This is a genomic window from Janthinobacterium sp. SUN033, assembly GCF_030397595.1.
Lineage (GTDB): Bacteria > Pseudomonadota > Gammaproteobacteria > Burkholderiales > Burkholderiaceae_D > Janthinobacterium > Janthinobacterium kumbetense.
The window spans coordinates 368,684-382,232 of the sequence record NZ_JAPQNV010000005.1 but is presented as its reverse complement, the minus strand read 5'-3'; the positions used below and the strand labels follow the sequence as shown (position 1 = coordinate 382,232).

General features: G+C 63.7%; 18 protein-coding genes. 5 read left to right on the top strand and 13 right to left on the bottom strand.

Going from position 1 to position 13,549, the window contains the following annotated elements; translation table 11 throughout:
* Position 1: 1 nt before the first annotated feature.
* Both OX460_RS22325 and OX460_RS22320 read right to left on the bottom strand, forming a co-directional pair.
* A complete protein-coding gene (locus OX460_RS22325) occupies positions 2-1,234 on the bottom strand; it encodes a GAF domain-containing protein (protein WP_099665170.1) in 1,233 nt (410 codons plus the stop codon).
* A gap of 64 nt (positions 1,235-1,298) precedes the next feature.
* On the bottom strand, positions 1,299-1,880 hold the full coding sequence (locus tag OX460_RS22320; RefSeq protein WP_099665171.1) for a DJ-1/PfpI family protein: 582 nt from the start codon (positions 1,878-1,880) through the stop codon (positions 1,299-1,301).
* 195 nt (positions 1,881-2,075) lie between these two features.
* On the opposite strand from OX460_RS22320, the gene OX460_RS22315 reads away from it, so the two are divergent.
* Both OX460_RS22315 and OX460_RS22310 read left to right on the top strand, forming a co-directional pair.
* Positions 2,076-2,414 (top strand): hypothetical protein, encoded by a 339-nt coding sequence (locus OX460_RS22315; protein ID WP_289899963.1) that lies wholly within the window; start codon positions 2,076-2,078, stop codon positions 2,412-2,414.
* Between the two features lie 68 nt (positions 2,415-2,482).
* Positions 2,483-2,782 (top strand): antibiotic biosynthesis monooxygenase family protein, encoded by a 300-nt coding sequence (locus OX460_RS22310; RefSeq protein ID WP_034781921.1) that lies wholly within the window; start codon positions 2,483-2,485, stop codon positions 2,780-2,782.
* A 42-nt stretch (positions 2,783-2,824) separates the two neighbouring features.
* On the opposite strand, the gene pncB is transcribed toward OX460_RS22310, so the two are convergent.
* From pncB to OX460_RS22295, 3 genes are all read right to left on the bottom strand, one after another.
* Positions 2,825-4,015, bottom strand: a complete 1,191-nt coding sequence (gene pncB, locus OX460_RS22305) for a nicotinate phosphoribosyltransferase (RefSeq protein ID WP_099665174.1) — start codon at positions 4,013-4,015, stop codon at positions 2,825-2,827.
* A gap of 77 nt (positions 4,016-4,092) precedes the next feature.
* A complete protein-coding gene (locus OX460_RS22300; RefSeq protein ID WP_289899962.1) occupies positions 4,093-4,956 on the bottom strand; it encodes a cysteine hydrolase in 864 nt (287 codons plus the stop codon).
* 122 nt (positions 4,957-5,078) lie between these two features.
* A complete protein-coding gene (locus tag OX460_RS22295) occupies positions 5,079-5,333 on the bottom strand; it encodes a hypothetical protein (RefSeq protein WP_099665176.1) in 255 nt (84 codons plus the stop codon).
* A 139-nt stretch (positions 5,334-5,472) separates the two neighbouring features.
* Between OX460_RS22295 and OX460_RS22290 the strand changes: the two genes are divergently transcribed.
* Positions 5,473-5,772, top strand: coding sequence for a hypothetical protein (locus OX460_RS22290; RefSeq protein WP_099665177.1), 300 nt, complete (start codon positions 5,473-5,475; stop codon positions 5,770-5,772).
* An 18-nt stretch (positions 5,773-5,790) separates the two neighbouring features.
* Here the strand turns inward: OX460_RS22290 and OX460_RS22285 are convergent, their stop codons facing one another.
* Together OX460_RS22285 and OX460_RS22280 are read right to left on the bottom strand one after the other, a co-directional pair.
* Positions 5,791-6,297 (bottom strand): nuclear transport factor 2 family protein, encoded by a 507-nt coding sequence (locus tag OX460_RS22285; protein ID WP_289899961.1) that lies wholly within the window; start codon positions 6,295-6,297, stop codon positions 5,791-5,793.
* 153 nt (positions 6,298-6,450) lie between these two features.
* Positions 6,451-7,056 carry an FMN-dependent NADH-azoreductase gene (locus OX460_RS22280; protein WP_289899960.1) on the bottom strand — a complete coding sequence of 202 codons (606 nt, stop codon included), beginning with the start codon at positions 7,054-7,056 and terminating at the stop codon, positions 6,451-6,453.
* A 134-nt stretch (positions 7,057-7,190) separates the two neighbouring features.
* Here OX460_RS22280 and OX460_RS22275 point away from each other — a divergent pair, with 134 nt between their 5' ends.
* Both OX460_RS22275 and OX460_RS22270 read left to right on the top strand, forming a co-directional pair.
* Entirely contained in the window at positions 7,191-8,105 is a 915-nt protein-coding gene (locus OX460_RS22275; protein WP_251349921.1) for a LysR family transcriptional regulator, read from the top strand.
* 174 nt (positions 8,106-8,279) lie between these two features.
* On the top strand, positions 8,280-8,507 hold the full coding sequence (locus OX460_RS22270) for a hypothetical protein (protein WP_099665181.1): 228 nt from the start codon (positions 8,280-8,282) through the stop codon (positions 8,505-8,507).
* Between the two features lie 3 nt (positions 8,508-8,510).
* Here the strand turns inward: OX460_RS22270 and OX460_RS22265 are convergent, their stop codons facing one another.
* From OX460_RS22265 to OX460_RS22240, 6 genes are all read right to left on the bottom strand, one after another.
* Positions 8,511-8,822 carry a MerR family transcriptional regulator gene (locus OX460_RS22265; RefSeq protein ID WP_046685292.1) on the bottom strand — a complete coding sequence of 104 codons (312 nt, stop codon included), beginning with the start codon at positions 8,820-8,822 and terminating at the stop codon, positions 8,511-8,513.
* Positions 8,823-8,825: 3 nt separating this feature from the next.
* Positions 8,826-9,752: a DnaJ C-terminal domain-containing protein gene (locus OX460_RS22260; RefSeq protein ID WP_099665183.1), complete on the bottom strand. Its 927-nt coding sequence runs from the start codon at positions 9,750-9,752 to the stop codon at positions 8,826-8,828.
* Positions 9,753-9,882: 130 nt separating this feature from the next.
* The gene (locus tag OX460_RS22255) at positions 9,883-10,566 is read right to left on the bottom strand and encodes a beta/gamma crystallin-related protein (protein ID WP_099665184.1); all 684 of its coding nucleotides are present in this window, start codon (positions 10,564-10,566) and stop codon (positions 9,883-9,885) included.
* Between the two features lie 159 nt (positions 10,567-10,725).
* On the bottom strand, positions 10,726-11,721 hold the full coding sequence (locus tag OX460_RS22250; protein ID WP_180278612.1) for a beta/gamma crystallin-related protein: 996 nt from the start codon (positions 11,719-11,721) through the stop codon (positions 10,726-10,728).
* A gap of 102 nt (positions 11,722-11,823) precedes the next feature.
* Positions 11,824-12,690, bottom strand: coding sequence for a beta/gamma crystallin-related protein (locus OX460_RS22245; protein WP_289899959.1), 867 nt, complete (start codon positions 12,688-12,690; stop codon positions 11,824-11,826).
* 179 nt (positions 12,691-12,869) lie between these two features.
* Complete coding sequence (locus tag OX460_RS22240) at positions 12,870-13,535, bottom strand: beta/gamma crystallin family protein (protein WP_289899958.1); 666 nt, start codon at positions 13,533-13,535, stop codon at positions 12,870-12,872.
* Positions 13,536-13,549: the final 14 nt, after the last annotated feature.

Below are 13,549 nucleotides of genomic sequence, written 5' to 3'. Positions count from 1 at the left end.
GTTACGCGGCCTGGCGCCGGGCTGCCGGCAAGGCCAGCGAGATCGTCGTGCCGCCGCCGGGCGTGCTGTCGATGGCAAATTGCGCACCGAGCCGCTCGGCTCTTTCCTGCATGATACGCAAGCCGATCTGCAATTCCGTTTTCTTGTCGCGCAGGTTGGCGGCGAAGCCTTCGCCATCGTCGCGCACCTGCAGCGCGAAATCGCGCCCGTTGACCACGCGCAGCGCCACGTTGCTCGCCTGCGCGTGCTTGCGGATATTCGACAGCGCTTCCTGCACGATGAACAGGATCTGCAACTGTTGCTCGGGCGCCAGCGGCGCGCCATTGCCGCTCATGTCCAGGGTGCCGACGACGCCCGTCTGCAGCTCGAACTTGGCCAGCACTTCCGACAGCTTGCTTTCCAGGTCGCTGCCATGCCAGCGCGTGCGGAAATTGACCAGCAATTCGCGCACGTCCTGGTAGCTTTGCTCGACGCCCATGCGCATCAGCGGCAACACTTCGGCCGCTTCGTCGAGCTGGCCCCGGCGCACGGAATCGTCGAGCATCTGCACTTGCAGGCTGATGAAGTTGAGGCTTTGCGCAATGCTGTCATGCAAGCCTTCGGCCAGCAGGCTGCGTTCGCGCGCCACGGCGAATTCCTTTTCGCGCGCGATCAGGCGCTGGTTTTCGATGGCGATGCCCAGGCTCTGGCCCAGCGTTTCCAGCCAGCCCTGCTGCTGCGCATGCACGGCTTGCGGGCGCGCAAAGTGCAGCGAAAAACTGCCCACCACCTGGTCGCGCGCGAGGATGGGAAAGACGGCGATGGCGATAAATCCTTCGTCCTGGCAACGGTAGCGCTGCAAGGCATCGACCTGGCGGAAATCGCGGATCTGGATCACGCCCTGCGCCACGGCCGCGCCGCACAGGCAATCGTTGTTGCGGATGCAGTGTTCCTCTTCCACCATGGCGTCGGAAATGCCCTCGTGCACGATGATGTGCACGGTATCGTGCTGCGGATCGAGGATGCGCACGGTGCCCCCTTCCGCTTGCGCGAACTGCATCACGTGGCGCAGGAAGCCGCGGCACAGCGCATCGATGGCGTGCTGTCCCGCCAGCAAGGTGGAAATCTCGTGCAGAGTGGCCAGCTGGCGTTCCTGCGCGGCGCTCAGGCCCGACTCGGCTTGCGCCAGGCGGCGCTGGCGCCAGCGCGACGCTGGAAGTTGTTTGCGGGAAGATTGACTGCGCGGCGCATGCATGAAGAACTCGAATCTGAAAAGTAGTGCGCCCGGCAAGCGCTGCGGCCTGCCGGGCTGGTAAAGGTTACAAACGGATCTCGGTACCGAGCAGCTTGACGAACTGCGCCAGCCAGGCCGGATGCGCGGGCCACGCGGGCGCCGTGACGAACTGGCCATCCGTGACGGCGTCCGTGACGGCGATGTCGGCATACGTGCCGCCCGCCAGCTTCACTTCCGGCGCGCAGGCGGGATAGGCGGAAATGCGCTTGCCGCGGATGACGTCGGCGGCGGCCAGCAATTGCGCGCCGTGGCAGACGGCCGCGACAGGCTTGCCCGCGTCGGCGAAATGACGCACGGCGGCGATGACTTTCTCGTTCAGGCGCAGGTATTCGGGGGCACGGCCGCCGGCGATCATCACGGCGTCATAGTGCGCCGGGTCAATGTCGTCGAAGCTGGCGTTCAGGGTGAACAAATGGCCCGGCTTTTCCGTGTAGGTCTGGTCGCCCTCGAAATCGTGGATGGCCGTCTTGATCGTCTCGCCGCTCTTCTTGCCGGGACACACGGCATGCACGGTATGGCCGAGCATCAGCAGGGCCTGGAACGGCACCATCGTCTCATAATCTTCTGCAAAATCGCCGGTCAAAAACAGAATTTTCTTCGCTGCCATTTAGTTCTCCTATGAAAGATTGATCCCATATCCTTGCCTGCAGGACACACCGCAGGGCGTATCTTAGCGCGACTTGGCAACCATACTGGATATTTATCAAACTTTTGCGCCTTGATCGAGGATTTTACAGGCTGAGGCAGAATTTTTTACAGGCTGGCAGGTCAAACTCGGACGCCCCCTCTCGAAAGCCTGGCCATGCACACCGCCACCAGCCCCCTTGCTGCGCCTGCCCTGATCCGTATCTTCGACCATTTTGCCGATGCGCAGCAGGCCCGCAGCGCCCTGCTCGACGATGGTTTCCCCGCGCAGGCCGTGCAGCTCGACACGGTCGACGACGAGGCCGTCCCCACCGTCCCCATACAGGGCAAGGCCGCGTGGCGCGGCATGTTCCGCCTCGTCGTGGCCATCGGCAATGCGCATGAACGGGAACGGGCGCACGCCATCGTGCAGACGCATCACGGCTGCGATATCGACCAGCGCACGGCCAGCCACGCGGGCGGGCGGCGCGCAGGCGTCGCTACGCTCGCTGGCTGAGGCGCTCTCCCCCGCGCGGCCGAATTATGGCAAGATCAAGCTTCCTTCATTCCTCAGTGGAACTTGCCATGATTTTTGAAATTGCCCACATCCAGATCAAATCGGCCACGCACGCTGCCTTCGAAGCGGCCGTGACGAAAGCCATCCCCCTGTTCCAGCGCGCGCGCGGCTGCGAGTCGATGCGCCTGGAGCGCTCGATCGAAAACGGCGACGCCTACCGCCTCGTCGTGGGCTGGACGACGCTGGAAGACCACACCGTGCATTTCCGCGGCAGCGACGACTTCCAGGCATGGCGCGGCCTGGTGGGCGAATTCTTCGCCGCCCCGCCCCAGGTCGAGCACATGAACACGGTGGTGACCGGGTTTTAATATCGGCAGGCGGCACGGGCTGTCAATGTCCGTGCCGGCGCCTTAAACGGCAGGGTGGTGAAACACTTGCCGCAAGTAGGCAAGGAAAGTTTCATCCTTGCACAGGGTCTTGCCCGGCGAATCCGACAATTTCGCCACGGACTGGCCATTGCAGCGCACCAGTTTCATGACGATGTTGAGCGGCGTCAAACCGACATCGTTGGTGAGATTGGTGCCGATGCCGAAGCCCGTCATGATGCGGTCGGCGAAGTGCTGGTACAGGGCGAATGCCTTGTCCAGGTCCAGGCCGTCGGAAAACACGAGGCGCTTGGTATTGGCGTCGATGCGCAGGGCCGCGTAATGGGCCAGCGCCTTCTCGCCCCACTCGACGGGGTCGCCCGAATCGTGGCGCAAGCCGTCGAACAGCTTGGCGAAATACAGGTCGAAGTCGGCCAGGAAGGCGTCCATGCCGACCACGTCTGTCAGGGCGATGCCCAGGTCGCCCCGGTATTCCTGCACCCAGTCTTCCAGTGCCGCCTTTTGAAAGTCGCGCAGGCGCACGCCAAACGACTGGAACGATTGCATGTATTCATGGGCCATGGTGCCGATCGGCACGATGCCGAGCTTTTTCGCCAGGTAGACATTCGACGTGCCCTTGAAATATTCGGGCACCTCGCGCGCCAGGCGCTGCACCACTTCGTCATGCCAGGCGCCGGAAAAGCGCCGGCGCACGCCGAAATCGGAAAATTCGAATGGGTGCTTGCGCCTTGGCAGCTTGCCGAATTCCTTCACGGCCGCCACTTTCAAGCCCAGGCGGTGGCGCCCTTCGCGCATGGCCGCGTCCAGGTCGAAACGGCGGAAATACAGTTCGTTGATGATGTACAACACGAAAATCTCGAAGCCCATCACGTGCACTTGCGGCCCGGCCGCGTGCACGAGCAAGGTGTCGCCATCCGTGCTCACTTCGATGAACTTGCGCTGGAAGCGGAACACCGTCAAAAAGTCGACGAAATCGCTCTTCATGAAACGCAGGGTGCGCAGATAGGCCAGCTCGTCGTCGGCAAACGACATCGAGCATAAATGGTCGAGCTGCTCTTCCAGCTCGCCCTTCAGTTCGGCCAGGGGAAAGGCCGTGGCGTTGCGGCAGACAAATTCGTATTCGGTATGGGTATTCGGATGACCGTGCAGCAATGCTTGCCACATTGTAAATTTATACAGATCGGTTTCCAGCAAACTGCGCACTATCGGGGTCATGTGTGTTTTCTCCAACTTCCTGAAGCCAGAATAGTACGCCACTGCAAGCATTTCAGCAGGACACAATCGACAATGGCTCAGGCAATCGCGTTCGCCTGCAGTTCGGGCAAGACGTCGGCGGAGGTGGCCAGCCGCGCGCCGCGCGCTTGCATGGCGGCCAGGAAGTCGCGCTGCTGTGCTTCAAAGCCCGTGACGGGGCTCATGCAGTCCGTCAGCAAGACCAGGCGCGCCAACGCCTGCGGTCCCTGCTGCGCTTGCAGGTAGTCGGCGATGTGCTCCGTGCTGGCTTTCACGCAGTGGCTGCCCGCTTCGCCGGTGATATAAATCTGCTGCGCCGGCAGCAAGGTATCGAGGAAGGCGCGGTTGAGCTGGGTGGCCGCATCCTGCGGATCGGGCACTTCCGCCATGACGGCAGAGTAATGCTCGGTCCATGGATTCGAACCCTTGCTCAGCTTGGCCACCACTTGCAGCCGCTCCACTTCCCACGCGTTGTAGGCGGCGCGCACGGCCGCGTGGACATTCTGCCCCCAGCTGCCGATCTCGCAATGCACGGGCCACACCATCAATTGATAGCGCCCCGCTTGCTGCAAGGCATCCAGATAGGCCAGCGCACGCGGCAAGGCGCCGCTGGCGGCGGGCAGGAACAGGCGGTCGCGCACCTGCTGCGCGCTGATCTGCGTAAATGGCGGCACGGCGCCGCCATCGCCCGTGCGCCAGAAGGCGGGGTGGGCGATGTCGTAACGGTGGTGCGCATCGAGCGTGATGCTGATCTGCGTCAAACCGCCGCCCCCTTCGCGGATCAGTTGCGCCACGCGCAGCATGTCGGCGTGGGCGCCGGACACGGCCAGCGCCGGTGCGGCGTCTGGCGGCAGCCATGCGGCAGGCAAGTCGCAAAAATCGTTTTGCGGATCGATGACGAGCAGGTGCAACTGGCGTTTCATGGCGGTCCTCTGGCGTGGCAATAGTTCGCATGATACGGGCAACTGCGCCGGCGCGCCTGCACCGGCTACGCCCGGACTGTGCTCATTCGCAATAACTTGCGCCGAAACAAGCCACGCGAGCTTCAGGGGTGGAAGACATAGCGGCGCTGGCGCCGCTCGACCAGCTTGACGGCCACCTCGCCCGCTTCCGCCACGGCGTCCGCTTCCGTTGTAAACTGGTGGTCGGCCGATACCCGGCGCTTTTTCACCAGGTTGACCCGGTGCATGGGGTTGCGCGACGGGGCATAGATGGCAACGTAGGCGCCCCATAGCTTGCAGCCCCGCAAGGGTTCCGCCGTGTAATTCACCTCATAAAAATCAACATACTTTATCGGCACGATGTTCGCTCCAAAAATGACATGGCCGGACAGCTTGTCTCTACGGACTGACGCGGTAAAAAGGTAAAACCATGCGTTCACGCCTGCTCGGGATACCCGATGCGGCTTTGTTTTTATAACGCGGCACAGGAGAAAATGGATGAATGACTACCTCATCTTCATGCACGACGACACGGAAACACCGGTGGACGTCGCCACGCCGGCCTGGGAAGATTACTTCGCCATGCTCAGGGCCAGCGGCCGCTTCTGCGGCGGCAGTTCCATCGGTCCCGGTATCTGCGTGCACCGGTCCGGCCAGGCCAAACCGGTCACGCCACACTTGTCAGGTTATATACGTGTACAAGCTGAAAGTATAGACGATGCAAAAAAATTGTTAATCGGAAACCCCGTACTGAACGCAGGGGGGACGGTGGAAATTCGCGAGCTGCCGCGCGACTGACGCGGCGTCGCCGGCCCCCTACTTTCCGGCCTCGGCCGCGGAATGCATGGACCACACGACGCTGAGGATTTTCCATTCGCCATCGCGCTTGACCATTTGCCACGCTTCCACGCCATAGTTGGACAATTTATTGCCGACGAGGAATTCGTAGTCGAAGTTGACCCACGCGACATGGCGGTCCTGGGTGATCTTGACGTTGTAGAATTTTTCTTCCGTGCGCTGCGGTTCGCGCTTGATGAAGTTGGCGAAACCGACATAGCCGGCCGCCCCGACGCCGTCGAAGTGGACGTCCGTCGTGTCGCGCATTTTCTTGATGAAATCGTCGTCGGCAGGCGAGGCGAACAGGATGTTCGTATGCAGCAGCAGCGACGACAGCAGCTTGACATCCTTGGCGATCAGGGCCGCCTGGAAATCGGCAACGACTTTTTCGATGGCGCGGATATCTTCGGGCGTGGAGGCATGGCGCCCCACGTGGGACGGCGCAGCTGGCGCAGTTTGCGCCAGCGCAATGCCTGCTGAAAACAAAGAACATCCGAACAATATTGCGCTTGCCAACTTGTGCATGAGGGACTTTCATGGCGAACCGCTCGCCGGGCCGGCACGGGGCGTGCCGCCGGCAAGCTTATGTCAACCATGGCAGATTGGCAATCCCCCTTTGGAACTAGAGGCGAGCCTGATTCAGGCAGCCAGGGCTTCGATCGAGGCGCGGCCCTTGGCGATCGCGCTGCTGACGGCTTCCTCGCCCATGGCCACGCCTTCGGCTTGCACGAACTCGATCTCGGTGATGCCGATGAAGCCCAGCGCCGTGCGCAGATAAGTGCTCAGGTAGTCATACGCGGCGCCGGGGCCTTCGCTGTAGACGCCGCCGCTGGCCGTGAAAATGACCGCTTTCTTGCCCGTGGCCAAGCCGACCGGGCCCGTCGCCGTGTACTGGAACGTGCGGCCCGCGCGCGCCACGTGGTCGATCCACGCCTTCAGGGTCGAGGGCACGGAAAAGTTGTACATGGGCGCGGCCAGCACCAGCACGTCGGCCGCCAGCAATTCGTCAACCAGGGTATCGGACAATTGCACGGCCGCTGCCGCCTGCGCGCTGCGCTGGTCGGCCGGGGTGAAGAAGGCGCCCATCACCTCTTCCGTCAAGTGCGGCACGGGCTGCGCCGCCAGGTCGCGTTCGACGACGCTGGCCCCTTGCGCGGCCAGTTTGGCGACGAATTCGCCGGACAATTGACGAGAAAGGGAACCGCTGTTGCGCACACTGCTATTAATGTATAAGACCTTGCTCATGAAGTGCTCCTGTGAAGATGGGTGACGGGAATGGCCGCATCGCAGCCCTTGCACACAGCATAGTTCGGGTCTACCATCGAGAAAACCGTGTAAATATAAATGATTAGCATCGAATTTCTAGATATGGAGTCAGCATGAGAGAACCGGGCCAGCCTTCGCTCGACCAGTTGCGCGTGTTTGTCGCCGTCATCGACGCGGGCGGTTTCGCCCACGCGGCGCGCCAGTTGCACCGCACGCAGTCGGTGATCAGCTACACCATCGCCAACCTGGAAGAACAACTGAACGTGGTGCTGCTCGACCGCGGCAAGCGCAAGCCCACCCTGACGGACGCGGGCAAGGCCCTGCTGGCCGACGCGCGCGCCGTGGCCCTGAAGGTCGACGGCATGCGCGCGCGTGCCAAAGCCTTGGCCGGCGGGCTGGAGGCGGAAGTGTCGGTGGTGGTCGACGTGATGTTTCCCACCTGCGTGCTGGTGCGCGTGCTCGAAGCGTTCCAGGCGCAGTTCCCCACCGTCGCCCTGCGCCTGCGCATCGAGGCGATGGGCGCCGTGGCGCAACTGGTGATGGATGGCAGCTGCCATATCGGCCTCGGTGGCTGGATGACGGCCACGGCCAGCGTCTTCGAGCGCCTGGCCGTGGGCCACGTGCGCCTGATTCCCGTGGCCGCGCCCAGCCACGCGCTGGCGCAGCTGGCAGGCCCGATTTCCTCCAACGTGGCGCGCGAACACGTGCAGCTGGTGCTCAGCGACCGCAGCGTGCTGACGGAAGGCCAGGATTTCGGCGTGCTGGGATTGCGCAACTGGCGCCTGGGCGACCTCGGTTCCAAGCACGCACTGCTGCGCGCGGGCCTGGGCTGGGGCAACATGCCCGAAGCGATGGTGCGCGACGACCTGGCGGAAGGCCGCCTGGTGCACCTGCCGCTGGCCGTCGACAATGGCGAGAATTACCCGATTTATCTGATCCAGCGCGCCGACACGCCGCCGGGCCAGGCGGGCAAGTGGCTGACGGAGCGGTTCGCGGAGCAGTTGCCGCTACTGGCCCAAGGGTTTTAAACGCCAAACAAAACCTACTGCGCGTCGCGCTTTGCGGCCTGCGATGCTCACCGTACTAAAGTACGGTTGCGCTTCTTAGCCACAAATCGCTGCCGCTCGCTACGGTTTTGTTAGGCGTTGTGAGTTCACAATTGACACAGGTATGATGCGGGTAACACTTTAATAAGGAACCACATGGCCGGCATCGACGACTTCGTCAACAAACAAAAACCTGGCGCGCGCTTCGTCATCACGGCGCAGATGCTGCGCATGACGCCGCAGCAATTCGATTCGCTGGCGCAGGAATGGATGGAAGACGGCGGCCCCGGCTTCGACGTGGCCGGCATCCCGCACCGGGTGGTCGTCGACGGGCAGTTCTATATTGCCCGGCTCACCGTGCAGCGGCACGGCGAGCCGGCATAAGGTCTACTCGACGCCCAGCACGTGCAGGCGGCGCCGCAGGCGCGCCACTTCTTCCGACAAGTCGACCACCAGCGCGGCCAGTTCGGCGTTCGCGTCGAACACGGATTCGATTTCGTGCAGGCGGCGCGCGCGCACCAGGTCCAGGCTCGTGAAACGCCAGGCCGTGAGTTGCCCCGCCGGCGGGCCATTTTGCAGCAGCACGCCCGTCTGCACGTGCTGCACCACCCAATCCGGCTCCACGGCGCAGGCGCGCGCCAGTTCTTCCAGGCTCAGGGCACGGTCTTCCAGCAATTCGCCAATTACCTTGTTTGTCATGATTTACCCTCCCAGCTTCTGGCGCGGATTGAAAGCCATCTCGCGCGCCATGGTTGCATACAGTTCGCGCGCCTTGTCATCGTTCGCCGGCGGCAGCACCACTTCCAGCAGCAGATACAGGTCGCCCGGCTGGGCGGCGGGGATGCCGCGCCCCTTCAGGCGCAGCTTGCGCCCCGTCTGCGAATTGGGCGGCACGCTGACGGACACCGTGCCCGATGGCGTGGGCACGTCGATCTCGCCGCCCAGCGCCGCTTCCCACGGCGTGACGGGCACCGTCTCGAAGACGTCGCGCCCTTCCACCTTGTAGCGCGCATCGGGCCGGAAGCGGATTTCCAGGTACAGGTCGCCGGCCGGCGCGCCGCCGCTGCCCGGATTGCCCTGCCCCTTCATGCGCAGCTGCTGGCCTTCCGTGACGCCTTTCGGTATCGTCACTTCCAGCGTGCGCTCGCGCGTCACCACGTGGCCTTGCGCATCCGCCTCGGGCACGCGCATGACAATATGGCGCTTGGCGCCCTGGTAGCTGTCCTGCAAATCGATGGTGATGGCGGCGTGGCTGTCCTCGCCCTGCATCTGGAACGTGCTGTTGGCGCGGCGCCGCCCGCCCACGTGGGCGAACAGGTCGGCAAAGAAGTCGCTGTCGTCGGCGCCCGACGATTCGTAGCCCGCACCCCAGTCCGGCGGCGGGCGGAAGGGCTCTCCCTTGGGATGGCCCTGCGCGCTGCGGCCCAGTTCATCGTAGGCGGCGCGCTTTTCCGCGTCGCCCAGCACGCCGTAGGCTTCGTTGAGGGCCTTGGTGCGCTTGTCGGCGTCCGGCTCCTTGCTCACGTCGGGATGGTATTTGCGTACCAGCTTGCGGTACGCCTTCTTGATCTCGGCCTCGGTCGCCGTCTTTTCGACGCCAAGTTCCTTGTAATAATCCTTATATTCCACCGTGCCTGCTCCCCATGGTTGAAGTGCCTATGGGAAGAGTACACGAATTGGCCGAAGGACAGCGGACGCACAAACCAAACCGCCCGCGGGACACGGGTCGCGCGGGCGGTGCAAGGGCAGCGGAAAAGGTCTAGCGCACGCGGCGCAGCGAGGAAATGCGGCGATCCAGGCCATGGTGCAGGCGCCCGTAGCTGCCTGGCCCCATCACCACGCAGCGGCCGCGGAAGTTCGCGTCGACGCAGAATTCCCAGCGGCCGTAATTGACGACGATCGATTCGGCGCGGTCGTTGAAGCCATAGCGGCTCAAGTCATGCACTTCGCGGTCCAGGCGCACGGGCCGGCCGCGCATGCCCGCATCGGGGAACATCAGCACCGCGCCATTCATGTCGGGACGGTGGCCGCCGCCATGGCCGTGGCCAGGGTACGGGCGTTCCGGCTCCGGATACGGGCGGTTCGGCCGCGGCGGGTAGGGACGGTGATCGCCGCCGCCATGACCCGGCCTGCCCACTTCGCGCACCGAGGAAACGGCGTCGTTCATGCCCGGCATGGTGTCGTAGCGGCCCGGCCCCAGGGTGCGGCAGTTGCCACGGTAATTGGCGTCCTTGCACACTTCCCAGGTGCCCGAGCGCACGATGATGCTGGAGGTCTTGTCGTTAAAGCCCATGCGCGACAGGTCGCCCGCATCGGAACGCAGGGTGACCGGACGGCCGCGGAAACCGGCATCCTCGAACAGGGTGATTTCGCCCGCCGATGCGGCAAGGGGGGCGAGGAAGGTGGCGGCGCACAGCAGCGCGGGCCGGAAAGATCGAACCATGACAACTCCAATACTGAGACATTTTCGCCAGTGTAGTCCAGGCGGCAGGCGGCGAGTGTAACAAAGGGCAAGCAAATGTCAGCACACGGCAGGGAATGTAAAAACCGCCTGGCGGGATCAACCCGGCAGGCGGCCTGTCAGTATCGCGTCAAGACGCGATCAGCGCACGCGGCGCAGCGAGGAAATCTGGTTTTCCATGCTGTTCAGGCGCCCGTATTCTCCCGGCCCGATCACTTCGCAGCGGCCGCGGAAGTTCGAATCGCTGCACACTTCCCACTGGCCCTCGTTGACGACGATGGACGAGGCGCGGTCGTTGAAGTTGTAGCGCACTAGGTCTTCCGCATTGCGGTCCAGCGCCAGCGGCTCGCCGCGCATGCCCGCTTCGGGGAACAGCAGGACGGCGCCGCGCTGCTGATACTGCTGTTGCGGATATTGCTGTTGCGGATACTGCTGCTCGTATTGCGGCCGCTGGTACTGCTGCTCATACTGCTGCTGGCGGCGCGCTTCGCGCTCGTCGACCATGCGCGCCGACGAGACGCGCCCATCGAGGCCACGCCCCAGGTCGTCGTGGCGGCCGGGGCCGAAGATGCGGCACACGCCGTTGTAGTTCGAATCGCTGCACAGCTGCCAGTAGCCGTTGTAGATGACGATGCTCGTGGTGCGGTCGTTGAAGCCGATACTGACGAAATCGTCCGTATCGCGGTTCAGGCGCGCCGAGCCGCCATTCTGCCCCGCGCCCGAATACACTTCCAGGGTGCCGCCACGGCCATAGCCGCCATGGCCGCGGTCCGGATCGCGCCCGGGGCGTCCCGGATTGTAGCCGTCGCCGCGCCCCGATTCGCGCACCGAACTGATGGCGTCGTTCATGCCCGGCATCGAGCGGTACTCGCCCGGCCCCAGGGTCTTGCAATTGCCGCGGAAGCCGGCATCGGTACACACGTCCCAGGTTCCTGAACGCACCAGGATGCTCGACGTCTTGTCGTTGAAGCCAAAGCGCGACAAATCGTCCGTCGTCTCGCGCAGGTTCACGGCGCGGCCCCGGAAATTATCATCCTCGAACAAGGTGATATCGCCCGCATGGGCGGTTGCATGCGCCCCCAGCGAGAGCAGCAAGGTCGCCGCGCATGCCAGCGCGTGTTTGAAAGGGCCCGTCATGATTAACTCCATTCTTCATTCTTTGGTGATGATTCGCCTGGCCAAAACGCCAGGATGTTAGTGTAACAAATACAAGGCCTCGGCGAAGGCCCGGTCGCGCATTCAATACAGGCGACGCAGCGAGGAAATGCGCTTTTCCAGCGTCGCGCCCAGGGTTTCATACTTGCCCGGTCCCATGCGCTCGCAGGTGCCGCTGAACTGCGAGTCCGTGCACACTTCCCAGGTGCCTTCGTGGATGGTCATGGAGGCCGCCTGGTCGTTGAAGTTCAGGCGCACCAGGTCGCTGACGTCGCGGTTCACCTGCAGCCCGGGGCCATTCAGGAACGCGCGGCCGTACAGCACCACCAGTCCCTCGTTATTCTGCGGACGGTTCTCTTCGCGCGGATCGACGAGGCGCGCCGACGACACGCGCCCGCTCAGGCTACCCAGGTCATCGTGACTGCCAGGTCCGAACACGCGGCAGCTGCCGCGGTAGTTGGAATCGCTGCACAGCTGCCAGTAGCCATATTCGATGCGCGCGCTGCTGGCGCGGTCGTTGAAGCGGATGTCGACCAGGTCGTCGCGGTCCGCGTTGATGCCGGCAGACGCGCCGCGCTGGCCGCCGTCCGCATACAGTTCCAGCGCCGCGCGGCGGCCGCCGCTGCTGCTGCCGCTGCCGCCGACTTCGCGCACGGATGAAATCTTGTCGTTCATGCCCGGCATCGAGCGGTAGTCGCCGCGCTCCAGCGTCTTGCAATCGCCCTTGAAATCGGAATTCGTGCACACTTCCCAGCTGCCCGACTCGACCTGGATGCTCGACGCGGCGTCATTGAAATTGACGCGCGACAGGTCATCGGTCGTATCGCGCAAGACCACCACCCTGCCCTTGAAATTATCGTCGGTGTACAGGCGGATCTCGCCGGCCTGCGCCGCGAGGTGGACAAACAGCGAACTGGCGCACAGCAGGGCAAAAGCGAACGGGCGATTCATGGGGCGGTCTCCGGTGGCGGCAAAGGCAAGTGATCGACATGACAACTGATGTCAGTGTAGCCATCCGTAGAAAAAACGGTGTAACAAAGTATGAGAAAAGGACAACAAATTGTTACCAAAAGCAATAACCGGCCCTGCGGGAGCCGATTATTGCCATTTCGCTGACGCGCAGCCCCGCGTCAGCGCACTTCGCGCACCGACGAGATGCGGTTGCTCAGGCGCTCCAGGCTCGCGTATTCACCGGGTTCCAGGGTGCGGCAGCGGCCGCGAAAATCCACGTCCTCGCACACTTCCCAATAGCCGGAGCGCACGCGCACGCTTTGCGCCGTGTCGTTGAAGTCGCGTTCGCGCAGATCGGACGCGCCATTGCGCACGGTCAGGCTGCGGCCGACAAAGTCGTCGCGCGTGTACAGGGTCAGTTCGCCGCCCAGCGCGCGCCCCGGCAAATGGCCGCGCTCGCGGTCGCGGTCACGGCGGCCGTCCCAGTCGCGCCCCCGGTCGCGGTCGCGGCCCGGATAACCATCCCAGCCGCCGCGCACTTCGCGCAGCGAGGTGATCTTGTTGGCATGGCCGTCCAGCGACGGATACTCGCCCGCCTCGAGCAGGAAGCATGCGCCGCGGAAATCGGCTTCCTCGCACGCTTCCCAGCGGCCCGAGCGCACGCGGATGCTTTGCGTCGTGTCGTTGAAACGGACCTCTTCCAGGTCGGCCACGGCGTCGCGCACGGTGTGCGAGCGGCCGTGATAATCGTCGCGCGAATACAGCGTCAGTTCGCCGGCGCCGGCCAGTTCGGCCGTCATGGCGGCGCCCAGCAGCAGGGCGCAGTTCAAAGCTTTCTTCAACATGGTCTTACTCCATA